The organism is Larkinella insperata (genome assembly GCF_026248825.1).
In the GTDB taxonomy this organism is placed as follows: Bacteria; Bacteroidota; Bacteroidia; order Cytophagales; family Spirosomataceae; genus Larkinella; species Larkinella insperata.
This window is the reverse complement of record NZ_CP110973.1, coordinates 3,927,501-3,952,649: the sequence shown is the minus strand read 5'-3', so window position 1 is coordinate 3,952,649 and position 25,149 is coordinate 3,927,501. Positions and strand designations below refer to the sequence as shown.

The window sequence follows — 25,149 nt, the reverse complement described above, 5'->3', positions numbered from 1 at the left end:
ATCAGTTCGTAAAACCATCCTGCTGACATTGCTTTTTATGAGCCTTTTAAACACCGGTTTCTCCCAATCCTGCACGGGCGTTTTAGGCGATGCCATCATCAACGAAACGTTTGGTACCGACGTTTTTAAACCGTTGGCCCCGGGTCAAACTACCTACCGTTTTGTGTCTGATCGCTGCCCCACGGACGGTGAATACATTCTGGCCAACTCTTCTTACTGTTACGGTACTAACTGGCATACGCTCACGGAAGATCACACCAGCGGTGACCAGAACGGGGTCATGCTTGTCGTGAATGCTTCGTACGATGCGGGGGAGTTTTATAGCCATTCCGTAACGGGATTATGCAGCGGAATCACGTACGAATTTTCCGTCTGGGTGCTGAATTTAATGAATCCGATTCCAGAAAATGGCTGCAATGCCCTGGAACCCACTCCCCTCGACCCCAACATTACCATGCGAATTCAACGGGCGGATGGAAGTGTGATTAAAACGATCAATACAGGAACGATAGGCCGGTCTACTTCACCGACCTGGCTTCGATACGCTATTCTGTTTACAATGCCGGAAAACGAAAGTTCTGTCTTTGTCAAACTCATCAATAATGGTCCCGGTGGTTGCGGCAACGATCTGGCCCTGGATGATATTCAATTCCGCCCCTGTCATCCGGTTCTGCAAATCTATTACGACGGAAATACCAGCGCGAACCTGGAGATTTGCGAGAATACTACTTACCTGATTAAATCAGATCTTGGCTCCGGTTATAGTCAGCCGGTTTACCAGTGGCAGGAGAGCAGCGATGGTTTAAGCTGGCAACATATTGCCAACGCCACCCAGAATACGTACTTGCTGAAAGCAGTCGGTAAGGAGCAACGGTATTACCGATTGGTATGCACGCAGCATCCTAACTTACCGGATAACCAAGCGGGACACTGCTTTTCGGTTTCTAACACCGTAACGATAACGGTCCGTCCTCCTGGCGAATGCCGGGAACCCTGGATTTACGTTCCTGATGCTTTTACGCCCAATCACGATCAGGTAAACGATGTTCTGGACATCTACCACGACGAAACAATTACGTTTGAACTCCGCATATTCAATCGGTGGGGAAGTGTCATTTTTATAACAGATACGAATGGTGCCCGTTGGGATGGAACTTACCTGGGAAAACCCTGTCAGGAAGGCATTTATCACTGGAAGATTAACTATACATCTAACAACACCAATACGGCTAACAAAGCATTGATTAAAACCGGGCAGGTGTTGTTGATGCGTTGACGCTGGAACGGTTGTACGACAAATGTGCATTAACTTATTCAACAATGGAAAACTATTTCCCGGGTGTAACCTTACTGGTTACGCATTATAATCGAAGCGGTTCTCTGGAACGGTTATTACAGACATTTAGTGAATTAAATTGCCGTTTCGATGATATTGTCGTCTCGGACGATGGCAGCAAACCCGAGCACTTAAACGCCATCAAGGCGTTAAACAAGAAGTACGGTTTTCAACTCATTACGACGCCAAAGAACAAAGGCTTAGGCAATAACATTAACAAAGGTCAGGACGCCGTTAAAACTCCGTATACACTGTACGTGCAGGAAGACTTTGTACCCCAGCCAGCGTTTGCAACGCATTTTAAAGATGCCCTTGATTTCATGAACCAGGAGAAAGACCTGGATCTCATTCGATTTTATGCGTACTTCCCGTATCCCTACCTGGAGCCTTACGGAAGAGGATTTTCGCGGATGGTCTATAAACATTCGCCCTGGTACTCCAATCATTTGAAGTTCTATTTCTACAGCGATCACCCCCATCTAAGGCGGAGCAACTTCCTGCAGAAGTTCGGGCGTTATGCAGAGGGAATCCATTCGGACAAGACAGAGTATAAAATGTGTCTTTCTGTCATTCAGAAGAAGGGAAAAGGACTCTTCTTCAATGAATTAACAACCATGTTCGATCAGAAGAACTCAAATTCAGAACCCAGTACCTTAAATCGGGCCGACTGGCGGGAAAGCAGTAATCCAGCTTTTCTGTTCTTACGCTGGTGGTATTTAAAATACCGTTTGCTTAAAAATACATTCGAACTAGCGACCCTGAAAGATTAACCCATCACCCCTATCTCCGACTAATTTGTATTGTTTCGATTACATCTTATGAGCTCTTCATCTACGCATTTTCCGGGTGTTACCCTCCTGGTAACCCATTATAATCGCAGCAGTTCATTGGAGCGTTTATTGAAAACGTTTAAGGAATTAAACTGCACGTTTGACGACGTTGTTGTTTCGGATGATGGCAGCAAACCTGAACATTTAAACGTCCTTCGAAAGTTGGAATCCGAGTATAACTTTCGGTTGATTACTACACCGAAAAACAGGGGCTTGGCCAACAACCTCAACAAAGGGCAGGAGGCCGTAAAGACACCTTATACGCTATACGTCCAGGAAGACTTCATTCCCAAACCAGCCTTTGCAACGCATTTTAAAAATGCACTGGACATGATGAATGACGATAAGCAACTGGACATTGTGCGGTTTTACGCTTACTTCTCCTATCCGTATTTAAAGCCCTACAAAAATGGCTTTTCAAAAATGTTGTATAAACCCTGGTACGGCGATTATACAAAGATTTATTATTATAGCGACCATCCGCATTTAAGACGCAGCAATTTTTTAGATAAATTCGGTCGGTATGTGGAAGGAATAAAGTCCGACAAAACGGAGTATCGGATGTGCGTCTCCTTCATTAAAAACAACGGAAAAGGCTTATTCCTGACGGACTTCAACGCGATGTTCGAACAGAAAAACTCGGAGAATGAACCCAGCACGGTAACCCGTAGTAACTGGCGCCATCAGGACAGCAATTTCTTTGTTGTCTGGGGACGTGCCTTGTACCGGCAGATTAAATACAACTTTGATTTGAATTTTTAATCTGGAGCGATAACGGACTGCTCAATGGAAATAAAATAGGGCGGCTTACAATCGCAATTCATCAAAAAAGGCTGGCAACGTTAACGTTGCCAGCCTTTTTTGATGAATTGCCTATTCATCTATTTGTCGGCTTTTATCACTTTCCGTACGACCCGCTCCAACCCCTGCTTCACTTCAACAACATACAACCCGGCTGGAAGCGCGGTCATATTAATCTTCCGTGAATACATCGTAGCAGTCTTCTGGGACTTGATACGCTTGTGCTGCGTTCCGTGGCTAACGTTGAACAGATTGATTTCCACCGGCTCATTACTATTGCTTTCGAAATCAATAGTAACATAATCGGCCGTCGGGTTAGGAAATACCCGAATGGATGCATCGAGGGATTTAACCGGTGCCTCGACCGACGACAGCCGGGCCGTTGCCGTCGTTGAATTGGATGACGTAACCAACTGATCGGATGCAATCACAAACATCGGCGTTTCGGTAACCGTCAGCGTCAGCTTGCCGGCCGAGGTGTTGAGCTTCTGCATGTCGGCCGTGTCACTGGCCATTTTGGGCGTATATACCTTGGCGTAAGCCGCCGTTCCCAAATTCAGGGTGTACTGCGCCGTCCGGCCCACTTCATCAGGCACCACCAGCACATACGCCGACTTACCCTGATACTCGTAGCGATCGACAATCGGGTTGGTATTGATCGTTTCTTTATAGGTGTATTTTCCAAGAATCTTGTTGGTCTGGAAAATAAAGTCAGCGGCTGGCTTACGGGTAAAGTTCTGATTGATCAGACCGGATGAACCAAATTGCGTTGGGTTCATAAAGTTATCATCGTACATCTGGTAGAAGAAAACCCGTTCAACACCCGAGCGAGCGTAAAACAACGCCGTCCGTAAAATCCAGTCAGCCTGGGTCTGGTATTCATTTTTGTTGCCAATCGGGATGGCTTTCAACGGGCTGCCCTGGTTGGCATCATACCCGGTTTCGGTAATCCAGACCGGCATATCGTATGAATACCGGTGAGCGGCTTCCACAAAGTCCTTTACCACATCAACCGCTGATGAAACTTCCGGCGCGGCACCCCGGCTCGACATACCGCTCTGCGACGAGTTAGAATTATCGGGATACAGGTGGTAGTTGATCACATCCCAGCACAGATTGACGGTTCCGTCGGGTTTGTAACCACGGTACTGCTTACACCAGTCGATCATGCCCTGCAGGTAATCGGGACCCGCGTAGGCCGATGCCAAACCACCGATAACCACTTTAATGTTCGGATCAGCATTTTTCACACCGATACCGGGGCCCATCGTGTTTTTATGACCATCGTAGAAAGCCGACAGGTTGGCGGCATACTCGCGGGCGGTCTGGTAAGCTTTCCGGCCTTTCCACCACTTATCCCGCTCGTTGTCGCATTCAATGTACTTGATCAGGCCCATTCCAATCTTAACGGTATTAATGCCGTCGCCGGTCCAGCGTTGGGCCGGGTTAACACTAACCAGCGCCGGATTGACATTGGTATTGTACCCATACCGGGCAACGTATTGGAAAGCGACCCGCGCCTGATCGATATAAGAAGCGGGCAGGCTGAAGTCGCTGCCGTACCGAACGGGTACGTTTTCCGTATCCCGCTGGTCTTCCGGATAGGTCGCCAGCATCCAGTTCGGCAGGGTTTTCAAGCAAGCCAGCACTTCGATTCCCTCGGCTTTGCAGCGTTCGTAGATCGCGTCATAATTCCAGCCCCCGCTGTGAGTTGGGTTGTAAGTATACTTCCCTTCGCTGGCTTCCAGCTTTTCCCAGTCGATGTAGTGACGAACTCCCTGGAACGTTTTAACAGCATTCATACGGGTTTCATCAATGACATCCGGAATCCGGCCATCCAGAAAATCCCACTCGAATGCATTCACACCCAGGAAGTTTTTCAACGGCACTGACTTCTGCGGAATGGGCGTATTCGGAACTGTAGTAGGCGTGTAATCACCGTAAAATTCTATTTCTGTCGGGTAGTTCCACCAGGCATTCAGCACCAGATACCGGGCGTTGCTGATGGGAACATCCAGCTGGAAGCGGGCGTCGCCGGTAATAGGCCGGTTCGGATAAGGTCCCACCCAGGTATTGTATTCCTGCCCGGTAAAGGTAGCGATGGGGATGCGCTCCCACTGATCGGTAATAATCGACAATGTAACCGGGTTATCCACCATCGTTCCGGCGCCGTCAAAAAACCGAATGCTTTCGATGGTCATGGTTTCGCCCGGCTGCAGCGGATAGTACGCATCAAAGTTGTTGAACATCTTGCCGTAACCCGTATTCACTTCCGCAGCGGTATTTCCATCGAATAACCCCTCTAACCCGTTGGCAACGTTGTTAAGCTGGTACCAGCGTTTGCCTTCAATCGGAATTTTGGTACCCATCAAAGCGGGATAAACCGACACCGACCGCGTTACGTTTTCGGCCGCGCTGAAGTTGGCGTTCGCTGCCTGGGAAGCCGTTATAGTGGCTGTCCCTATACCCACAACGGTTGCTTTCCACACACCGGTTGAGTTGGATACGGAAATGACGGAAGAGTTAGACGAAGAGAATGTGATAGGCGTCTGGGTGTTGTTGCTGCTGGCTACCAGATTAAAAGGCGCTTCTCCAAGGGTTTTGTTGGGTAAAGCATCGAAAGTGATGACCGACGTGCCTACGGTAGTGGGTGTAGCAGCCTTAACTTCAAACCAGTTAAAGTTCCAGTCGCCAATAAGTGCGTAAACCCGTAACGTCTGAATACCGGCGGGTAACGTAACGGTTCCGCTGATCGTCGTCCAATTTTGCCAGTTGTCTGTGATGGGCACGTCAATTGTAGTCAGGACGGTGCCGGAAGCATTTTTCACTTCGATTTTTCCGTCACCATACTGCTTCGCCACGCGGAAATTGATTGCATAGGAACCGGCTGTAGGCACCTTAATCTTATAGTCCATCCAGTCGCCGGACTCAATCCACCCCACGTTGAAACCGCCACCGGCATCCATTGAAGTCTGCGACTGAACCCCACTCATGTTTTCGTAATATTCGGCCTGAACCTTAACGGGAACGTTTCGGGACGTCATGTCGAACCAGTTGAAATTCCAGCCGCCCTGCTTATCGTAGATTTGCAGAACCTGGTTACCCGCCGGGAGCGAGATGGTCGCACTGGCAGTCTCCCAGTTTTGCCAACCGCCCGACTGAGGCACATTTACCGTAGCCAGCACCGTCCCGGCGGCATTGCGGATCTCGAGTTGTCCATCGGATTGCCAGGTGGCCAGTCGAAAACTTAAGGTGTATAAACCCGACGTTGGCACGTTTATTTTGTAATTCATCCAGTCGCCCGTTTCAATCCATCCTACGTTAAGTCCGCCATCGACATCCGACGTAGATTCGGTTTGAACACCACTCATTCCCGAGAAGCTTTCCGCTTCAATCTTTGCCGGGACAAGCTGGTATTCAGCCTGAGCAAAAAGCATTACGGATGTAAAAAAACAGAACAAAAACAATATACTTTTTTTCATAGCGATGAAATTTAATTTGGGCATAACAGCTAACTAATTTATAGGGAAAGAGAGAAAACGGGGACTAAATAACTAACGCATTTGCAATCAAATATATCTTACAATCAACGATTTAGTACCAATAAGTTAGTAAACGCAATTGCCAGACATTATCAAAAAATATGAAATTATTTCTGCAATTAATAAGTAATCAGACTTGATAAATACACATTAATTCGATTTTTTGGATAAAAAACGGTCACAGAATATGAAAATATTTTTGCGCACCTTAAAAAATATTTTTTTACGACTCTTAAATTCTTTCTGCGCACAGCCAGTTATTCTTACTAAACCAGAACCTCCTACGCGCTACCGGATTCAAGAGATAGGAAGAACGCAGCTTGAATACTCTTTTTCAATACTTTAAACAAAAAATCAATTCAAGGCTGTAACGCAGTCAACAGAAGAGAAGGCTACAAGCTACATTTCACCGGAACCGTTTTATCAGACAAAACAATCTAGCGGTTAGTTGAAAATGAACCGGTTTTAAAGAGGCTATTTAAGAGAAACAAATGAAACTTTTAAGATTTGAAGGCAACAGTCTAAACTGCTATATATTCCTTATTGGCGTAGGTAAAAACCTTTGTAGTAATAGGCTTCTAATCAGATTATATAAACACGATAAAGAAAATTATAAAATATATTTTAGAAGAATAAGCACAATCCCCAATTACGGCGCTTTAAATTCAACTTCACCCGCCCGGCGAACTTTTTCCCAAGTTCCCGACTGATTTCCTTTCAGATAACGTACTAGTCCGGCCAGTGCGCAAACGTTCATGAAGGTGAAGTAAAATGGCACAAACAGAAGTTTCCAGCGCAGATTTTGCTTTTCCAACCGGTATCCTAGCCAGGCAGCCGCGTAAAATAAACATTGAAGGCTAAATAAACTCGTCCAGCCATACCCGCCTGCCGAACCATTTAACCACTCCCGAACCGCCAGCCAGCCGTTAGCCAGAAAAATTAACGGTAAACAGGGGGGGGCCACAGCCCAACGCATAACCCGGTGAGAAACATACTCAAAGGTCAGCCAGCCGTAACGAAAAACGTTCAACAGATAGCTCAGCCGGACAATGGACTGAAAGCCCCCGGCCGAAATGCGAATTTTGCGCTTCTGTTCGTCGATTATCGAGAAGGAAGGCCGTTCCATCGCATACGCATCCGGTTCATAAGCAACGCGGAATCCCCGGCCGGCGATGCGCAGCGAGATAATAAAATCGTCCAGGATCGTATCCGTTTCGACGGGCTCATACAAGTCGGTCCGGACGGCGAAAAGTTCGCCAGCCGCCCCGACAATGGTGTGAAGGTCCGAGTCCATCCGCTTCAGGAACGATTCATACTTCCAGTAAAGCCCTTCCCCCGAACCAGCTGCTGATTCGCTATCGTTGGTCAGAATCCGTTTTTCGCCCGCTACCGCACCGACCTTCGGGTCCTGAAAATGGCGCACCAGATTCTGAACGGCCTCGCGATTGAGAATGGTGTTGGCGTCCGTAAAAATCGCGATCGGTGTAGCAACCTGCTGCATGGCGCGGTTCATCGCGGCCACTTTTCCCCGACGTTCAGTTCCTTCCAATAGCGCAATTCTGGAGCCGTAAGTCGCACGCAGAAAGTCGGATGAACCATCCGTTGACCCTTCCGTAACGAACAGAAACTTGATTTTATCGGCGGGATAATGCTGGGCAAAGGAGTTGGCCACTTTTTCGGCCAGGCACAGCCGCTCGTTGTACGCCGGAATGATCAGCGTTACTTCCGGGCTGAAAGCCGGGTCCACTTCCAGCACAGGCCGCCGTCCGCGAATGCGAACGAGCAGCCAAACCAGAATACCGTATCCAATATACGTATACAACACTAGCCCAATGCAGACAGCCAGAAAGGTTTCCATAAATAGGTTCGTTAAGAAATCGCAACGACGGGCGGGAGAACGGCTTTTGCAGGCCGGCGAATTTTATTTTTGAAATGCCAGGAGATGGCCCTAGTTAAAGATTTGAGGTACGCAATCTGCCCTTTCACCGCATACACAAGAGCCGCTTTGGTCAGGGCAAAACAGAAATAATACAGGATGAAAACATACAACGGAAAACCACCGACATTTCTTCGCATGAATAGCAAGCGGTTGCGCGTCAGGTAATAAACTTTCATCGGACTGGCCTTACCAACGCTGATCGACTCTTTATGATAAATCAGGGCCGACGGCTGGTAGTAAATCTGGAACCCAGCCCGCTGAATCTGCATTGACCAGTCCAGTTCTTCGTAGTATAGAAAGAACGATTCATCCATATCCCCTCCTTCCTCAACAGCCCGGCGGCTAGCCATCATGGCCGCACCGTGGGCAAAATCCGTCGGGCCGCCCTGATCATACTGTCCCCGATCGGTTTCGCCCAGCCCAATTGACCAGGTACGACCGGTATACAGACTCAGAGGGTGATAGCCCGCATATTGAATAATTGTCGGATGAAAGTAAAACCGGATTTTGGGACATACGATTCCAACCCGGGGGTTGGCTTTGAACGGTTTCAGCAGTTCGTTCAGCAAGTTCGGTGTCACCTCCGTATCGTTGTTCAGGAAAAAGAAATAATCGCCCTGAGCGTGTTTCATACCGAGGTTATTGCCGCCCGAAAAGCCGAGATTTTCCGGACTAACGATAACCTTAACATTCGGATAATTTCCCCTTGCAATGCGCTCAGTTGGATCTTCAACCGAAGCATTATCGACCACAATAACCTCATAACGAGGGTAGTTCAACCCCCGGACCGATTCCAGAAGTTCACAGGTAACCGCAGCCTGGTTGTAGTTGATGGTGATCAGCGAAATCAACGGTACGCTGTCTACACGTTCTCTTTCTGCCATACCGCTTTTAGGGTTCGTATCACAATCATTAAATCCGTTTTGAACGAGAACTTCTTAGCATAAAGCACATCAAGCTGGATGCGTTCCTGATCCGAAACAGCCGCCCCGCCCCGCTTGGTCACCTGCCAGAGTCCCGTCAGCCCGGCCGGAGCCGCAAACCGGCGGGCGTAACCAGCCGCGGTTAACTTTTCGGCTTCGTAAGGCGGCAGAGGCCGGTTGCCAACGAAGGACATATCGCCCCGTAAAATGTTATAAAACTGCGGCAGCTCGTCGATGCTGGTGTTGCGCAGAAACTTGCCCAGCCGGGTTACGCGAGGATCTTCCTTAAACTTCGAGAACATGGCTTTCGCTTTCTCGGTACGGAAATGGACATCTTCACAGACTTGCTTATCATCCAGAAAAAGAGGCCGCTGACAACCCGTTCCAGCCAATCGGCACGCTTCACATAGCGCATCTACCGGTTCATCCACCTTTTTCGTGTTGTACATATTCAGTGACGACATGCTGGAGAGCATCTTGTCCGCATCGGTTCGCATCGTCCGGAATTTGTACATACTGAATACTTTATACCCCATTCCAACCCGCTTAGAACCGTAAAAAATAGGCCCTTTTGAATCGAGTTTTACTAAAATGGCAACCACCAGCAAAATGGGTGACAGGATCAGGAGCAAAATAAAAGCACCCGTAAAGTCGAAAATCCGTTTCCAGATTGGCATCCGAACTTGAACGCTTTTCTCGGCGTTACCGCCCGTTTCGGCGTACTGCTTTTTGCGAATCAGATACGACAACCGCGTTTGTAAAGCTTCCTCGGAATACCCGTAGCGAAATACATCGATCACGCGCCCCCGAAACGGTTCTGATTGCAGGTCAATGCTGGGATCGTCGGTTAGCAGAATGGTCGAGATTTTCCCGCTGTTCGGATTGTTCCGAACAGCGTTCAGAAACGACGTACTGTTCAACCGGTCGTTGAAAACCACCAGATCGATATCAGGTTCGGTTTCCAGGTAAAAAAGAGCTTCTTTCAGACTGCTCACCACGGTAATCGACGCGGTTTCACCGAACGCCTGATTAAAATCCGCGGCCATCTGAGGGTTATCTTCGACGTATAAAACTCGAAAGGCAGTTCCGTTTGCCAATTCCGCTAGCATAAGGATGGTAAGCTAAAATATCAAAAAGCTGGCCTGTTTTTAGGCATGGGTGCTGAATAAACGGCACCGTTCTTGTCGCTCGTCCGGCGCAGGATCGCATTAATTTTCGCTCTCACTTCGAGCGGATTAAAAGGCTTGATCATATAATCGTCGGCCCCTTGTTCCAGGCAGGCAATTTTAGTGGCGCTATCCGTAAACGTGGACAAGACAATGATGGGAACCTGGCGCAACAGCGAACTGGCGCGAATCGTCCGAATCAAATCCTGGCCGCTTAGGTATGGCATCTGCAGATCCGTAACGATAATATCAACCGGATTGCCCGCTTCCAGCCAATCCATCGCTTCGATTCCGTTATTCAAGGTTGTTACTTCAAACTCCGTTTGCAAGGTGTGACGTAGTACCTTCCGGATGTACGTATCATCTTCTACAACAAGAACACTGTATTTATTTTCCATATAAGTAGGTTGTTCCAATCAAATTAACACGCTTCATGGCTGGTGGCTGTTCTTCTTCAACCCATCACGCCCCTCCGCCCCGGGCAACGATTACCATTTACAATCTATTGATATCAGTAACAAAAATCGTACACAAACTAAGCACGCATACAGATTTTGTCTGACAATTGGCCTTTTTTGCTCTAAAATGACGTTTTTTAATCGAAAAAGTCACTTTTTTAATAAAACTTTAATCAACCTGCATTCCCATTTCCGCAGTTTTGAGAAAGCAGCGGGGTGCGCCAAAATCTTCGAAAACCAACCAGTTGCTCTTACTTCATCCGTTCTAATTCACTATTCAGCACAAGTGTCATCTGCCGCAATTTTTCTTTGAAGGTACCCCACAGCGCCAGCAGAGTTTCGCGATCCGGACGGTTTCCGGCAATCCTTTCCATCTCCCATAATTTATTTTCCAGATCGGTCAAGCCCACCATGCTCAACCACGGCCTGAGTTGATGGGTCAGGGACCTTACCCCCGCCCAGTCCATAAGATGAATCCGCTCTTCGAGTTCCTGAAATTGCGGAATTACTTCACCCAGAAACAACTCGATGTGGGTGATTAGCATGTCGGTATCATCCGCATAAAGTTGCAGCAAACGTTTTTGATCCAGCTTATCAGGTATTGTATCCGTGGAAGGGGGCCTACTGCCAGTAAGTATAGACATACGATATGCAAGTTCGTTTTGGATTGGTTTCAATTCAGCCGTTGACAATGTTTGGCTATCTTGTGAAATAAGTCGTTGGGATTGAACGGCTTTGTAACATAATCATTGATCCCGGCGCTGATGGCCCGGTCGCGGTTGCTGTACGTGGCCGAAGCGGTAAGGGCAATCACCGGAATTTGTGAATCGGTTTCCCGAATTTGCTGCGTCGACGTGTAGCCGTCCATAACCGGCATCTGGAGGTCCATCAAAATCAAGTCGTAGGAACCGGCCAGGAATTTTTCCAGCCCAATCAAACCGTTCTCCGCAACGTCCACCGAGACGCCCCACCGACTCAGAAACTTCAACGCCACTTTTACATTGACCGGATAATCCTCGACGAGCAATACCCGGATGCCCTTCAGCGTCTGGTCGTTGATGGTGTCGGTGGGCAGGTTGTAAGTTTGTTTGACAGCGTAACCAATGCGCAGGTCAAGCGTGAAAAAGAATTTAGCGCCTTTTCCCTCCTGGCTTTCCACCTCAATTGTGCTGCCGTGCAATTCCAGCAGACGTTTGGTTATAACGAGCCCGAGTCCGGTCCCGCCAAATTTTCGGGTTGTGGCCGAGTTGGCTTGCGTAAACATCTCGAAAATGGCCTGCTGCTTTTCGGGTGCAATCCCGATTCCCGTATCCTGCACCGAAACATACATGGAGGCCACCTCGTCATCCTTTTTCAGGAGCGACAGCTCGATGGTAACGGTCCCCTGTTTGGTAAATTTGATGGCATTCGAAACCAGATTGGACAGAACCTGACCGATCCGCAACGAATCGCCCATAAGAATATCCGGAATGTCGTCGTCGATCATTAGTTTGATGCGTGTTCCGCTTTCCTCCGCCTTGAACTGGTGCGCCCGTTTGATGTTGGATACCAGATGCTTGAAATCGAAGTTAGTTTCTTCCAGCTCAACTTTCCCGGCTTCGATCTTGCTAAAATCCAAAATATCATTGATCAGCGCCTGCAGGTGTTCAATCGAAAATTGCAGCGTTTTAAGGTTCTCGGACAGGCCGGGCGGTACTTCCTCCTGACTCATCAGGTACGTCATGCCGACGATACCGTTGAGGGGCGTCCGGATTTCGTGGCTCATCATCGATAAGAACTCCGACTTGGCCAGCGTGGCGTTTTCGGCAATTTCCTTGGCCGTCCGCAACTCCTGTTCGATCTGCTTGCGGTGTCCGATTTGCCGCTGTAGAAAATCAACCAGCGTAACGAGATTTTCCGGCCCAAACTCCGGTATTTCGTCGCCTTCAGGTGTTTTCAGGGATTGAATGGCTTCAATCAGCTTTTCTTCCGACTGCCGGCGCTGGCTGATCTCTTCCTTCAACTTCTGATTGATGTTGGCGTACTCCCGTTCGTTCAGAAACGACGAATGCTCAAACAGTTCTTTGTCCCGATCGAAGTTTTGATAGGAGTCATTAACAGCCTTCAGAAACTGTTGAAAGCGATCGTGTTGCAGGCATTCTTCCGTCAGGTGTTTATTGATTTGCCGGGCCAGCAGCTTGTGCAGATTATTTGCGTCCATCGGTTCAGTTTTCGGAAAAGACGGTTACGGTCATGGTTTGATTGTGTAGTTCACAGCGGGTGTTGAGGGGAGAAATCTCACCGTATGAATAGAACCCCGTCATCACGGCATTTTGGCCAAACACTTCCCGGGCCGCTTCCACTTCTTCTTCGGTCCGCTGGCCCAGCACTAGTTTGCGGCCGACGCAGCTAATGAGAATGGCCAGTTCGGGCGTAAAATCCAGTTGTTTCATGGATATCTGGGCAGCCGTGGCCGACGCATCGATGAGCCGATCCAGGTTGGCGGTCATAAACCGGATCAGGGCTTTCTCCGGCATATCCCCCGCAAACGTCATGCTCTTGGTTGCTTCGTCAATTGTCAGAATGGTTCGTACCAACGGCTCGGAGTCGGTTGTCACCCGCATGGACAGAGGAAAAAGAAAGGCAGCCGCCGGCAGGTTTTCGGCGTACTTACCCAGATATTCTTTGTATAAATCCAGGGCGTGCTTGTCGTCAATCTGGTACAGTACATTGTAATTAGCCTGGGTCACTTCGCGTTCCGGGCCGAACACGTCCCAGCCGCCCATGGAACCGTAGCCAATTTTCAGGTGCTCGCCGTAGAAGCCCACACCGACAATTTTCCCGGCCGACGGGTTCTGATTGAGGCCCACCAGAGTCTGTTCAAAACGGGCCGCATCGCCCGCCAGTCCGCCCGTAATGGGAATGGAAGGTCGTAAAAGCTGATTGAGGGCCCGCGTCAGGTCACTGCCATTCACTTTTCCGCCGTCGGAAATCAGAAACAAAGCAGCCAGATCAGGCGCATCGAGTGCTTCGGCCAGTTTTTGTCCGGCCTGGTAACTCTCCGTATGCTTGTTGATGTCGATCTGAACGGTTTGAATCCGGGTTTTCTCAAATTCGATAGCCGTCACAATGACCGAATCATCGTGAACCTTATCCAGGTAAATTTCCCCGGACGTGGAGTTGATAATGATATCCGCAACCGGAAACCGAAGCCGCAGTTCGTCGTACAGATTTAGCTTCTCCAGGAGAAACCGTTCGCCGAAAGCCAGCACCAACTGAGCATTCGTAGCAGAAAAGCCCGGCGTTTCGGACAAAAAGGTCCACGCCTGATCTTGATAAACGGATTGATTCAATTTCATTCGTCTAGCAACCAGTCAAAGTTAGGTAGGTACTTTCATCAACCGCCTACTGTCGGGACAGTGACTTCACTAAGTAGTCTTGTGCAAAAAATGGACATACGACTGTTTAGTGCCACTGCCCGGGCACATCGGGTGATTATTTTTTGATGCCTGACCCCACAATCAACCTGGTTCAATTCGGTAGAATGCATCGGCAACAAACCGGGTAACGTTATATCCGGTCAGTTCCGTTGAGAGTGACACAGCGGCAACGCTACCTTCTGGCGCTCAATAGCTATCAAGCAGCGAATCGAAATGTAAACCTGAAAAAATCTGAAATGAAAAGCGCAAATCTGCCCAACTACCGGTTGCCCTCAGCCACTGAGAAAGTGGCAAATATCGTGCTAGATCCGTCCAGTAGCTGGGGATTCGTTTAAATTAGAGAATGGGGCAAAAAAGGATGGGAGAACTGCCGGTCAGTGACTTTCGAGCGGCAACTCCATTTGGTAGATATCAGCGAAACACTCCTGCAACTCGTGCACGAAATACAAGTACCGGCGGCTGCTCACACACAGCCAGCAGTTCAGACCCGGCACGAGCTTTAAATCCTGAAAATACCAGAACGTGCGGTGGGGATCAGGTTTAAAACCGAAGAGAGACAACCATTGCTTGGTCAAACGAATGGGCTGTGGGCGGTGATGAGGCAGGATTTCCTGTAATAATTTTTCAGTAAACAGCGTCGGTTCATTTCCGACATAATAATATCGGCCTGCTTGGGGAGAGCTGATATTCATGATCGAGACAGTTATGGGCGATCCGTGTGCGAAAGATCGTGAGCTTAAATACGTCGAGTAAATTCAGTGCTGAAAGATAGCATTTTTTTAATGTTCCGATCATTCAGGCCACTGACCGAACAAAAAAACGGTTTTTTATCGATTTAACGGTCCATTTTTTACGAAAATCGCAACGGATCGAAAACACTCAGGTCCAAATCCGGGGTGTGATTCCCGACGCAGTCCGCAACCAGCTTCCCCGTTGCCGGTCCCAGACTAACGCCCATCATACCGTGCCCCGTCGCCAGCGTCAGGTTTTCGAAGCCCGTTGTCCGGCCAATATACGGCAATCCATCGGGCGAGCAGGGCCGTAACCCGCTCCATACCTTCGACACCTCCGGCAGATCGGCGGGCAATTCCGGGTAATAATTCTGAATGGAATTGACGATTCCCCGCACCCGGTTCATGTTCACCGACAAATCCGTTCCGGCCACTTCGAGCGTTCCGGCAAACCGCAAATCCGCCCCCATCGGCGTAGCCGTAGCTCGGGCTTCGAGCATGATGGCCGGAACCCGAATGTTCGGCTGCTGGTTTTTCACCATGAAACTATACCCCTTGCCGCCCTGCAACGGCAGCGATAGGCCCAACAACCGCGTCAGCCCGGGCGACCAGGCTCCGGCGGCAATCACCAGCTCATCGACGGAATGCTCAGCGGTTGTTGTCCGCACCGACGTAATGCGCGCCCCCGACCGGCCAACTCCCGTTACCTCCTGCCCTTCCAGCACGGTTACGCCCTGCTTTTTCAGGTACGTTACCAGCGACCGGATCAACTGGCCCGGGTTCAGGTGCGCATCACCGGGGAAATAAACAGCGCCCCGTACGTTCACGCGAACGTTTGGTTCGAGTTCCTGCACCTGCGCGCCGGACAATTGCCGGGCTTCAATTCCCGCCTGATTGGCCACCTCGGCTTCTTCCGCCATTTCGTGTTCGGCCGACGCGGTTTTGTACAGCATCAGCAGGCCAACTTCTTCCCAGCCAAACGACAGTCCCTCGGTTTGGGCCAGTTCCTGGTAGAGCTGTTTGCTCAGCAGGCTGATGTCACGCAAAGCCGGAATCGACCGCTCGACGTGTTGGGGGGTTGAATGTTTATAAAACAGCCAGCCCCAGCGGAGCAAATCGGCATTCAGACGTGGTTTGATGTAGAACGGGCTGGTCGACCGCATCAACATCCGCATTCCTTTGGCAATCATGCCCGGCTGGGCCAGCGGAATGATGTGACTCGGCACAATCATTCCGGCGTTCCCAAACGAACAACCGTCAGTGATGGGATTTTTATCAAAAACCGTAACCCGATAGCCGGCTTTGTTCAGGTAATAAGCTGAACATAAACCGATAACTCCGCCCCCAATGATACCGATGTGCTTCATATGACCTGAAAACCGTGTACGTACGGATCGTCCTCGTCCAGAATAAGGTGGTTGTAACCGTGAATGATTGCCCAGCCTTCAATGCTCGGCACAATGGCCGATTGGCCCGCCAGTTCGGTTTCCTGCTCGATCCGGCCCGTGAAGATGGAACCAATGATGCTTTCGTGCACAAAATCCTGACCGGGTTTTAGCCAGCCTTTGGCGTACCACTGCGCCAGCCTTGCCGAGGTCCCGGTTCCGCAGGGCGAACGGTCAATGGCTTTATCACCGTAGAAAACCGCGTTGCGGGCCGTCGAAGTAGCCGCCAGCGGTTCGCCCGTCCACAAAATGTGGCTCAGGCCGTTGATCGTCGGATTTTCGGGGTGCACAAACGTGTACTGTTCGTTGAGCCGTTGCCGCATCACGCGCGCCCAGCTGATGAGCTGTTCGGCCTTGAAGTGCTGCAAACCGGGAAAATTGGCCTGCGGGTCAACAATGGCGTAGAAGTTTCCCCCGTAAGCGACATCCACCGTCAGCGTTCCCAAATCCGGACACTCGACCGTCAGACTCTCAGCCGCCAGATACGACTTGACGTTCGTAATTTTCACGGATTTTACTTTCCGGCCTTCCTGACGGTATTCGGCGCGGACCAGTCCGGCGGGCACTTCCAGGTTCAGTACCCCCGGCGTTTTGGGTACGACCAACCCCTGCTCGATGGCGACCGTAACCGTACCAATGGTGCCGTGGCCGCACATGGGCAGGCAACCCGAGGTTTCAATAAACAGCACGCCCGCGTCGTTGGCCGGGTCGGTTGGCGGATACAAAATGCTGCCCGACATCATATCGTGCCCGCGGGGTTCAAACATCAGGCTTTTGCGAATCCAGTCGTACTCGCGCAGGAAATGCTGCCGCTTTTCGCTCATGGTTGCTCCCGTCAGGTGCGGAATGCTGCCCCCGGTTACAACCCGCACCGGATTGCCGCAGGTATGCGCGTCGATGCAGAAAAAATTATAATTCATAAAACTGGTTGAAAACCGTTTTCGAAAATAGGCAACAAAGAAACGTTACGCCGTTTGCAGGCTCGGGCGAACGGCCAGAGCGGCTTCAATGATTCCCAAAACCCGTTCCCGTTCTTCGCCCACCAGTGTCAGACGCGGTGCCCGGACGTATTCCGAACCAATACCCACCGCGGCCGCGGCCAGTTTGATGTATTGCACAAGCTTGGGGTGAATGTCCAGCTCCAGCAACGGCATAAACCAGAAGTACAGGCTCCGGGCTTCATCCATCCGGCCCGCTTTCACCAGGTCGTAAAGGGTAACGGTTTCCAGCGGAAACGCATCGACCAGACCGGCCACCCAGCCATCGGCTCCGGCCGACAGCGACTCCAGCGCGAGCGTATCGACCCCACCGAGCAGCCGGTACCGGTCGCCAAATGCATTCCGCATCCGGGCGATGTTGGTCAGGTCGCGGGTTGATTCCTTAACGGCCTGAATGTTGGGCAGTTTAGCCAGTTCTTCAAACATGGCTACCGTGGTCATGATCTTGTAATCAATCGGATTGTTGTAGATCATGATCGGCAGCGAAGTCTCCTGCGCAATGGCCTTGAAAAACGCAACGGTTTCGCGGGCGTCGGCAAAATACCGCATGGGCGGCAACACCATGAGTCCGTCGGCTCCTTTTTCCTCGGCTTCCCGGGCGCCCCGTACGGCTTCGCGGGTGGTGGTTTCGGCAATGTTCATGATGACCGGCACCCGGCCATTGACGGTTTCCCGCGCCGACTCCAGCAACGACAACTTCTCCGAACCCGTTAGCGTGCTGACTTCCCCCAGCGATCCGGCAATGATCAATCCGTGAACACCCGCATCCAGTTGGGCATGAATATTTTTGACAAACAGCGGCAGATCCAGTTCATCGGAAGCCGTAAACGGCGTGAGGAGCGCAGGGTAAACACCTTGCCATTGTACAGAAGTTGCCATGAGATTTGAGGATAAGTCAGTTAAACGAAACAGAAGAAATTGGCGGCTTTGGCCAGAACAAAGTTGGGGAATAAATCAGGGTAGCACTTCACAAAGATTGATTAGTTCTAGTACTTTTTTTGCCACTTTCATTAATCAGCCACAAAAAACAGACTAATTCAGTATCAATTTCCATTTCTTTTGCTACTTTGGTAAACTTCATCACCCTAAGCCCTCAGATCATATGACACTGCGTTTCACGTTCCTCTTCGGTTTTATTTACTACTTTAACTGCATCGGATGAAGCCACTGTTGTTCCGGGTTCCTACAGTGGATGATCGCTCGTTTCGGGTGCAGGTCGACGACGGCCCGCATTTTTACGACCGGCTACATTTTCACCCGGAGCTGCAATTGACCCTGATCAGGGAAAGCGTGGGAACGCAGGTGGTTGGCGACCGCATCGACCGGTTTCGCCCCTACGATCTTTTATTACTGGGAGCAAACCTGCCGCATGTTTTTCGGAACGACCCCGACTATTTTGCGCCCGATACGGCTCACCGGGCTTTATCGTACTCGGTCTACCTGCACCCCGATCACCTGAAACAAACCGTTTTCGGGATGCCCGAACTGGACCACCTGGACCAGCTTTTTCAGGAAGCCCGGCACGGCGTTCGAATCCGGTTCAGTGAAGCGGCTTCCCTGACAACACACATGGAACAGTTGCACAAGCTGCGGCCTTTCGAGCAATTAATAACACTGCTGACGGTTCTGGACGGCATGGCCTCCGATTCCAGGCGTGAAATCCTGTCGATCACGGCTTACGAACAGGCCCGGCGTCCCGACGATCACCAGCGTCTCGACAATGTCTTTACTTACATCCTGAACCATTATGCCACTCCCATTACGCTGGAAGAAGTTGCCGCCCAGGCGCACCTGACACCGAGTGCCTTTTGCCGTTTTTTTCGGCTCCACACCCGGAAAACGTTTTCACAGCTACTCAACGAAGTACGGATTGAACACGCCTGCCGGTTGTTGCAGGAATCGAAGTTACCCATTAGTCAAATTGCTTTTTCGTGCGGCTACACTAATTTATCCAACTTTAACCGACAATTTAAACTGATCACCAACCTGACACCGGGTCAGTATATTAAAGCCCTCTTCTAAAAATTATGACGCTTAACTTAAGAACATTACTCTTCATCGGCATTTTTTTTACCGCTTTTAGCCAGACTTCGACGGCCCAATTCCAGGGCATTCGCTGGACTCCCGACGGAAAGGCCTACCTGTCGTCCAATCGGGAAGCCATTCTGCGAACCGACGTGGTATCTGGTCGGGAAACTCCGTTAGTTACCAAAGAACAACTGACCCCGCCCGGCTCCGGAAAACCGTTGGAAATCGCCAGTTTTGCGTTCAGCCCGGACTCATCAACGGTCCTGGTCTTCACCAACACCGCCCGCGTCTGGCGCTACAACAGCCGGGGAGACTATTACTTGCTCAACCGGAAAACCAACCAGTTGCGGCAGATCGGCAAAAGCCAGCCGAGTCAGTCGCTGCTCTACGCCAAGTTGTCGCCCGACGGTACAAAAGTGGCTTACGTAAGCCGGAATAATCTGTTTGTGGAAGACGTTGCAAGCGGCCAGACAACTCCGCTGACCACTGACGGTACGCGTAAACGCATCAACGGTACCTTCGACTGGGCTTATGAAGAGGAATTCGGCTGCCGCGACGGTTTTCGCTGGAGCCCCGACAGCAAGCAGATTGCCTACTGGCAGATCGACGCCAGCGCCATCCGCGATTATCTGATGCTGAACACCACCGATTCGATTTACTCCCGTGTCATTCCCGTTGAATACCCGAAAGTGGGCGAATCACCGTCACCGGCCCGCGTTGGGGTGGTGCAGGCTACCGGCGGAGAAACTCGCTGGCTGGCCGTTCCGGGCGATCCACAGCAGCACTATCTGGTCCAGATGGAGTGGTTTCCAACCGGTAATGATCTGATTATTGAGCAGCTCAACCGCAAGCAAAATCAAAGCCTGCTTTTCGTCGCCCAACCGTCTACCGGCACAATCACTCCCATTCACCGCGAAACCAGCACGACCTGGATTGAGGCACACGCCGGCACCCCGGGGGGCTGGCCGTGGCTCGAAGGTGGCAAATCATTTATTTGGGTATCTGAGAAAGACGGCTGGCGGCACCTTTACCAGGTAAGCCGGGATGGAAAGAAAACCGTGTTGCTTACGCCGGGTTCTTACGACATCGCCGGCATTAGCGCCATCGACGAACGCAACCGGTACATCTACTTCATCGCTTCCCCCATCAATCCCACCCAGCGGTATTTGTTCCGCACCAGAATGGACGGTAAAGGTAAGCTGGAACGCATTTCTCCGGTTAACCAGGTGGGTACGCACACTTACGACATCGCGCCCGGTGGACAGTTTGCCATGCATTCGTTCAACAGCCACCAGACTCCTCCGGCCAGCAACTGGATTCGGCTAGCGGATCATCAGGTACTGCGGGCGGCTGCTTCCCGCCGTGCACCGAACATCCAAACACCCCGGAATATGGAATTTTTCACGGTTACCACCGCCGACGGAGTGACGCTGGACGGCTGGATGCGAAAACCCGCCAATTTTGATAGTACCAAGAAATATCCGGTCGTCTTCTACGTCTACGGTGAACCTGCCAGCACGACCACCAACGATGTGTTTTCGGCGGGCTACAATAACCTCTTCGAAGGTGATATGGCTAAAGCCGGTTATTGCTACGTTGCGCTGGACAACCGCGGTACACCAACGCTCAAGGGTACGGCCTGGCGCAAAGCTATATACCGGCAAATTGGCCGGATCAACGTACGCGATCAGGCGATGGGTGCTAAAAAGCTTTTTGAGCAACGTTCTTACCTGGATACAAGCCGGGTGGCCGTCTGGGGCTGGAGCGGGGGCGGTTCCACCACACTTCATCTGTTGTTTCAGTATCCAGAGATTTACAAAACCGGGATTTCCATTGCGGCTGTTGGCAACCAGCTCTTCTACGACAATATCTATCAGGAACGGTACATGGGATTACCGCAGGAAAACCGGGAAGATTTTGTAGCGGGTTCACCCATTACGTACGCCAAAAATTTGCGGGGAAACTTGCTTTATATTCATGGCACGGGCGATGATAACGTTCACTACTCTAATGCCGAAGTACTGATTGATGAACTGGTGAAGCACAACAAGCAGTTCCAGGTCATGCCCTATCCGAATCGCACACACAGCATCTCCGAGGGGGAAGGTACCAGCCAGCACCTGCGTACCCTTTATACCAATTATTTACTGGAGCACTGCCCTCCGGGAGCCCGTTAATTTGCGACATCCAAAACCTGAAAGTTTTAAAGCCTTTATGATGAATGCCCTTCAGAAAATCATCTGGATCAGTGCAGGTCTGTTTCTCTCCTTATCAGTTTCGGCCCAGAAGTATGCGTTTACGCACGATGATACGCTGCGCGGGTCCATCACTCCCCAGCGGATTTGGTGGGATCTGGCCTATTATCATTTGCAGGTCAAGCTCAACACCGCCGACAGTTCCATCAGCGGTAGCACCACGATTCAATACCGTGTTTTGCAGCCTAACCAAACCATGCAGGTCGATTTACAGCGTCCACTGAAAGTGCAGAAAGTGGTACAGGATGGCAAAGAGCTATCTTTCCGGCAAGACGGTAATGCGTACTTTGTGACCCTTCAGAAAAAGCAGGAGACTGGAAAAACCGAGTCCGTTCAAATTTTTTACGCTGGCCAACCCAGAAAGGCCAAACGGGCGCCCTGGGATGGCGGTTTTGTCTGGAAGCGCGATAAAGGCGGGAAGTGGTTTATCGCTACGGCCTGCCAGGGCCTGGGGGCCAGTTCGTGGTGGCCTTGCAAGGATCACATGTACGACGAACCCGACAGCATGCTGATCAGCGTCACCGTGCCAAAAGGTCTCACCGACGTTTCGAACGGACGGCTACGGCGCGTTACGGAGCACAACGATGGCACTCATACGTTCGATTGGTTCGTTAGCAACCCAATCAATAATTACGGGGTCAATCTGAACGTAGGGGATTACATTCACTGGTCGGATACGCTGCAAGGCGAAAAAGGTAAATTGGACTTGACGTTCTATGCGCTACGGGAACATGAAGATTCAGCGCGTCGCCAATTTCAGCAGGTAAAGCCGATGCTTAAAGCATTTGAACATTGGTTTGGGCCATATCCGTTTTACGAAGACAGTTACAAATTAGTTGAAACACCGTATTTGGGCATGGAACACCAAAGTTCTGTTACCTACGGAAATCGTTTTCAGAACGGCTATCTGGGCAGAGACTTATCGGGCAGCGGTTTCGGTTTGCTGTGGGATTTCATCATTATTCACGAATCCGGCCACGAATGGTTTGCTAACAACATTACGTATAAGGATGTTGCGGATATGTGGGTGCACGAAAGCTTCACCAACTATTCCGAAAACCTTTACACGGAATACTACTACGGCAAAGAGGCCGGGGCGGCTTACGTGATAGGTTGCCGGGCTCTCATCCGCAATGATCGCCCTATCGTTGGTGTTTATAACGTCAACCATGCCGGATCCGGAGACATGTACTACAAAGGTGGGAACTTGCTACATACAATTCGCCAGATTATTGGCAATGATGATAAGTGGCGGGCTATTCTGCGGGGAATGAATAAAACGTTTTATCATCAAACCGTAGAAGGGAAGCAAATTGAGCAATACATCAGTCGGCAATCTGGCATCGATTTTCAGAAAGTCTTCGATCAGTATCTACGCGATACCCGCATTCCAACGCTAGAATACCGGATTGCGAACAACAAGCTGCAGTACCGTTGGGCAAATTGCGTAAACGGCTTTGACATGCCGGTGCAAGTATGTTTTAATAAGAACGGTCCCAACAAGATTTTAAAACCGACCACCCAGTGGCAAACCGTGCCTACCCCCGGCATAACTACTCTAACCAGTGATCCAAATTACTATGTTCTGGTTCGTTCGTTGGTTCAGCCGAAATCTTGACGCTGGTATTATTTTGGGTAAATAACTTTTCCCTTTTTAAAATAGCAACTGAAACGACTCAGTTGCTATTTTAAAAAGGGAGCGAAAGGCCGACAACTCTCCTATTCGTACTAATTTTTCTTATATCTGCTCCTAACTGCCTCTACTCTTATTGATTTGATTAAAATAGTTTCTAGTTAAGCATAAGGAAAATAGCCACTCCGATACGGAATTATAAACAGAAACAATCTATTGTCAGGCATACTTTACTCGGAGTTTCATCAATAAAATGTTTGGGAGGAAATCTGTCGTCTTGTAAAATCACTAATGAATAATAAATGAAGCTGGAAGCCACTTAGTTATAAAATTCGAAACAGAAGCACCAAGTTAGCGACCGAAAGATATTGGAAATATAAACGCAAAAAAAAGTCCCCATCTCATTGCTGAAATGGGGACGGATAATCTGTGGTGGCGGCAACCTACTCTCCCGGAAGTGACTCCAGTACCATCGGCGTAACGGGGCTTAACGGCTCTGTTCGGTATGGGAAGAGGTGTTCCCCCGCACCCTTGCCACCATCCCAGCTCGTGCGGTGCTGTGCCTCAACGGACACACCTACCGTGGATGGTTCTTTTTTAAGCTTCTTTAAGAAGAAAGAGATTCACAATCACCAGACTCCCACCAACAATGTCAACGCTTCGGCCCTCAGGTCATTAGTACGGCTCGGCTGTAACGGTCTCCCGTCCTGCACCTGCCGCCTATCAACGTCATCGTCTCTAACGTCCTTCAATAGAAGACTCATCTCCGGGCCGGCTTCGCACTTAGATGCTTTCAGCGCTTATCCAAACCCCACGTAGCTACCCGGCCGTACCGTGGGCACAATAACCGGTTCACCAGCGGTGAGTCCACCCCGGTCCTCTCGTACTAAGGGCAGCCCCCGTCAATCTTCTAACGCCCACCACAGATAGGGACCGAACTGTCTCACGACGTTCTGAACCCAGCTCGCGTGCCACTTTAATCGGCGAACAGCCGAACCCTTGGGACCTTCTCCAGCCCCAGGATGTGACGAGCCGACATCGAGGTGCCAAACCTCCCCGTCGATGTGAGCTCTTGGGGGAGATCAGCCTGTTATCCCCGGCGTACCTTTTATCCTTTGAGCGATGGCCCACCCATGCGGAACCACCGGATCACTATACCCTGCTTTCGCACCAGCTCGGCTTGTCTGCCTCACTGTCAAGCTCGCTTCTGCTATTGCACTCCACAGCCGGTTACCAACCGGCCTGAGCGAACCTTTGGAAGCCTCCGTTACCCTTTCGGAGGCGACCACCCCAGTCAAACTACCCGCCAACCACGGTCCCTGACTTTGTCAGGTTAGACGCCAACACACGCAAGGGTGGTATTTCAACGTTGGCTCCCCGATGCCTAGCGACACCGGCTCATAGCCTCCCACCTATCCTACACATGCTTGTGCCAGCGTCCATGATAAGCTGTAGTAAAGGTGCACGGGGTCTTTCCGTCCCGTGGCGGGTATCCGGCATCTTCACCGGAACTACAATTTCACCGAGCTCATGGCTGAGACAGTGCCCAGATCGTTACACCATTCGTGCAGGTCGGAACTTACCCGACAAGGAATTTCGCTACCTTAGGACCGTTATAGTTACGGCCGCCGTTTACTGGGGCTTC

At 50.4% G+C, this 25,149-nt stretch carries 18 protein-coding genes and 2 rRNA genes (1 of these 20 cut by a window edge); 6 read left to right on the top strand and 14 right to left on the bottom strand.

Annotated features, from left to right (window positions below; genetic code table 11):
• Window positions 1–37 precede the first annotated feature (37 nt).
• The 3 genes from OQ371_RS15845 to OQ371_RS15835 are packed head-to-tail and all read left to right on the top strand — an operon-like array spanning window position 38 to window position 2,928.
• On the top strand, window positions 38–1,276 hold the full coding sequence (locus tag OQ371_RS15845) for a T9SS type B sorting domain-containing protein (protein WP_265989082.1): 1,239 nt from the start codon (window positions 38–40) through the stop codon (window positions 1,274–1,276).
• Between the two features lie 44 nt (window positions 1,277–1,320).
• Window positions 1,321–2,106, top strand: a complete 786-nt coding sequence (locus tag OQ371_RS15840; RefSeq protein ID WP_265989080.1) for a glycosyltransferase family 2 protein — start codon at window positions 1,321–1,323, stop codon at window positions 2,104–2,106.
• Between the two features lie 48 nt (window positions 2,107–2,154).
• Window positions 2,155–2,928 (top strand): glycosyltransferase family 2 protein, encoded by a 774-nt coding sequence (locus OQ371_RS15835; protein ID WP_265989078.1) that lies wholly within the window; start codon window positions 2,155–2,157, stop codon window positions 2,926–2,928.
• A gap of 119 nt (window positions 2,929–3,047) precedes the next feature.
• On the opposite strand, the gene OQ371_RS15830 is transcribed toward OQ371_RS15835, so the two are convergent.
• The 12 genes from OQ371_RS15830 to OQ371_RS15775 form a co-directional block, all read right to left on the bottom strand.
• Window positions 3,048–6,404, bottom strand: a complete 3,357-nt coding sequence (locus tag OQ371_RS15830; protein ID WP_265989076.1) for a carbohydrate-binding protein — start codon at window positions 6,402–6,404, stop codon at window positions 3,048–3,050.
• Window positions 6,405–7,158: 754 nt separating this feature from the next.
• A complete protein-coding gene (locus tag OQ371_RS15825; RefSeq protein WP_265989075.1) occupies window positions 7,159–8,367 on the bottom strand; it encodes a glycosyltransferase family 2 protein in 1,209 nt (402 codons plus the stop codon).
• Window positions 8,368–8,378: 11 nt separating this feature from the next.
• A complete protein-coding gene (locus OQ371_RS15820; RefSeq protein ID WP_265989073.1) occupies window positions 8,379–9,332 on the bottom strand; it encodes a glycosyltransferase family 2 protein in 954 nt (317 codons plus the stop codon).
• Entirely contained in the window at window positions 9,311–10,417 is a 1,107-nt protein-coding gene (locus tag OQ371_RS15815) for a sugar transferase (RefSeq protein ID WP_265989071.1), read from the bottom strand. The genes OQ371_RS15820 and OQ371_RS15815 overlap by 22 nt, the downstream gene beginning before the upstream one ends.
• A gap of 83 nt (window positions 10,418–10,500) precedes the next feature.
• A complete protein-coding gene (locus tag OQ371_RS15810; RefSeq protein WP_265989069.1) occupies window positions 10,501–10,935 on the bottom strand; it encodes a response regulator transcription factor in 435 nt (144 codons plus the stop codon).
• Between the two features lie 311 nt (window positions 10,936–11,246).
• Entirely contained in the window at window positions 11,247–11,639 is a 393-nt protein-coding gene (locus OQ371_RS15805) for an Hpt domain-containing protein (RefSeq protein ID WP_265989068.1), read from the bottom strand.
• Window positions 11,640–11,668: 29 nt separating this feature from the next.
• Window positions 11,669–13,195: an ATP-binding protein gene (locus OQ371_RS15800; RefSeq protein WP_265989067.1), complete on the bottom strand. Its 1,527-nt coding sequence runs from the start codon at window positions 13,193–13,195 to the stop codon at window positions 11,669–11,671.
• Between the two features lie 4 nt (window positions 13,196–13,199).
• The gene (locus OQ371_RS15795; RefSeq protein ID WP_265989066.1) at window positions 13,200–14,333 is read right to left on the bottom strand and encodes an FIST signal transduction protein; all 1,134 of its coding nucleotides are present in this window, start codon (window positions 14,331–14,333) and stop codon (window positions 13,200–13,202) included.
• 455 nt (window positions 14,334–14,788) lie between these two features.
• Window positions 14,789–15,106, bottom strand: a complete 318-nt coding sequence (locus OQ371_RS15790) for a hypothetical protein (protein WP_265989065.1) — start codon at window positions 15,104–15,106, stop codon at window positions 14,789–14,791.
• Between the two features lie 158 nt (window positions 15,107–15,264).
• The gene (locus OQ371_RS15785; RefSeq protein ID WP_265989063.1) at window positions 15,265–16,512 is read right to left on the bottom strand and encodes an NAD(P)/FAD-dependent oxidoreductase; all 1,248 of its coding nucleotides are present in this window, start codon (window positions 16,510–16,512) and stop codon (window positions 15,265–15,267) included.
• Window positions 16,509–17,510 carry a 4-hydroxyproline epimerase gene (locus tag OQ371_RS15780; protein WP_265989061.1) on the bottom strand — a complete coding sequence of 334 codons (1,002 nt, stop codon included), beginning with the start codon at window positions 17,508–17,510 and terminating at the stop codon, window positions 16,509–16,511. Before OQ371_RS15780 ends, OQ371_RS15785 begins: the two co-directional genes overlap by 4 nt.
• 45 nt (window positions 17,511–17,555) lie before the next feature.
• Window positions 17,556–18,467 (bottom strand): dihydrodipicolinate synthase family protein, encoded by a 912-nt coding sequence (locus tag OQ371_RS15775; RefSeq protein ID WP_265989060.1) that lies wholly within the window; start codon window positions 18,465–18,467, stop codon window positions 17,556–17,558.
• Between the two features lie 279 nt (window positions 18,468–18,746).
• On the opposite strand from OQ371_RS15775, the gene OQ371_RS15770 reads away from it, so the two are divergent.
• The 3 genes from OQ371_RS15770 to OQ371_RS15760 are packed head-to-tail and all read left to right on the top strand — an operon-like array spanning window position 18,747 to window position 23,489.
• Complete coding sequence (locus OQ371_RS15770) at window positions 18,747–19,610, top strand: AraC family transcriptional regulator (RefSeq protein ID WP_265989059.1); 864 nt, start codon at window positions 18,747–18,749, stop codon at window positions 19,608–19,610.
• 5 nt (window positions 19,611–19,615) lie between these two features.
• The gene (locus tag OQ371_RS15765; RefSeq protein ID WP_265989058.1) at window positions 19,616–21,793 is read left to right on the top strand and encodes a S9 family peptidase; all 2,178 of its coding nucleotides are present in this window, start codon (window positions 19,616–19,618) and stop codon (window positions 21,791–21,793) included.
• 37 nt (window positions 21,794–21,830) lie between these two features.
• Window positions 21,831–23,489 carry a M1 family metallopeptidase gene (locus tag OQ371_RS15760; protein ID WP_374761418.1) on the top strand — a complete coding sequence of 553 codons (1,659 nt, stop codon included), beginning with the start codon at window positions 21,831–21,833 and terminating at the stop codon, window positions 23,487–23,489.
• A 445-nt stretch (window positions 23,490–23,934) separates the two neighbouring features.
• On the opposite strand, the gene rrf is transcribed toward OQ371_RS15760, so the two are convergent.
• Both rrf and OQ371_RS15750 read right to left on the bottom strand, forming a co-directional pair.
• Window positions 23,935–24,046: ribosomal RNA gene (gene rrf, locus OQ371_RS15755) — 5S ribosomal RNA — on the bottom strand.
• A 110-nt stretch (window positions 24,047–24,156) separates the two neighbouring features.
• Window positions 24,157–25,149: ribosomal RNA gene (locus tag OQ371_RS15750) — 23S ribosomal RNA — on the bottom strand; it runs 1,907 nt beyond the window's last position.

What these genes read in the sequence shown, in the direction of transcription:
- OQ371_RS15845 (WP_265989082.1), top strand. Translation starts at nt 38, where the DNA reads ATGAGCCTTTTAAACACCGGTTTCTCCCAATCCTGCACGGGCGTTTTA.
- OQ371_RS15840 (WP_265989080.1), top strand. Translation starts at nt 1,321, where the DNA reads ATGGAAAACTATTTCCCGGGTGTAACCTTACTGGTTACGCATTATAAT.
- OQ371_RS15835 (WP_265989078.1), top strand. Translation starts at nt 2,155, where the DNA reads ATGAGCTCTTCATCTACGCATTTTCCGGGTGTTACCCTCCTGGTAACC.
- OQ371_RS15830 (WP_265989076.1), bottom strand. Translation starts at nt 6,404, where the DNA reads ATGCTTTTTGCTCAGGCTGAATACCAGCTTGTCCCGGCAAAGATTGAA.
- OQ371_RS15825 (WP_265989075.1), bottom strand. Translation starts at nt 8,367, where the DNA reads ATGGAAACCTTTCTGGCTGTCTGCATTGGGCTAGTGTTGTATACGTAT.
- OQ371_RS15820 (WP_265989073.1), bottom strand. Translation starts at nt 9,332, where the DNA reads ATGGCAGAAAGAGAACGTGTAGACAGCGTACCGTTGATTTCGCTGATC.
- OQ371_RS15815 (WP_265989071.1), bottom strand. Translation starts at nt 10,417, where the DNA reads ATGGCCGCGGATTTTAATCAGGCGTTCGGTGAAACCGCGTCGATTACC.
- OQ371_RS15810 (WP_265989069.1), bottom strand. Translation starts at nt 10,935, where the DNA reads ATGGAAAATAAATACAGTGTTCTTGTTGTAGAAGATGATACGTACATC.
- OQ371_RS15805 (WP_265989068.1), bottom strand. Translation starts at nt 11,639, where the DNA reads ATGTCTATACTTACTGGCAGTAGGCCCCCTTCCACGGATACAATACCT.
- OQ371_RS15800 (WP_265989067.1), bottom strand. Translation starts at nt 13,195, where the DNA reads ATGGACGCAAATAATCTGCACAAGCTGCTGGCCCGGCAAATCAATAAA.
- OQ371_RS15795 (WP_265989066.1), bottom strand. Translation starts at nt 14,333, where the DNA reads ATGAAATTGAATCAATCCGTTTATCAAGATCAGGCGTGGACCTTTTTG.
- OQ371_RS15790 (WP_265989065.1), bottom strand. Translation starts at nt 15,106, where the DNA reads ATGAATATCAGCTCTCCCCAAGCAGGCCGATATTATTATGTCGGAAAT.
- OQ371_RS15785 (WP_265989063.1), bottom strand. Translation starts at nt 16,512, where the DNA reads ATGAAGCACATCGGTATCATTGGGGGCGGAGTTATCGGTTTATGTTCA.
- OQ371_RS15780 (WP_265989061.1), bottom strand. Translation starts at nt 17,510, where the DNA reads ATGAATTATAATTTTTTCTGCATCGACGCGCATACCTGCGGCAATCCG.
- OQ371_RS15775 (WP_265989060.1), bottom strand. Translation starts at nt 18,467, where the DNA reads ATGGCAACTTCTGTACAATGGCAAGGTGTTTACCCTGCGCTCCTCACG.
- OQ371_RS15770 (WP_265989059.1), top strand. Translation starts at nt 18,747, where the DNA reads ATGAAGCCACTGTTGTTCCGGGTTCCTACAGTGGATGATCGCTCGTTT.
- OQ371_RS15765 (WP_265989058.1), top strand. Translation starts at nt 19,616, where the DNA reads ATGACGCTTAACTTAAGAACATTACTCTTCATCGGCATTTTTTTTACC.
- OQ371_RS15760 (WP_374761418.1), top strand. Translation starts at nt 21,831, where the DNA reads ATGATGAATGCCCTTCAGAAAATCATCTGGATCAGTGCAGGTCTGTTT.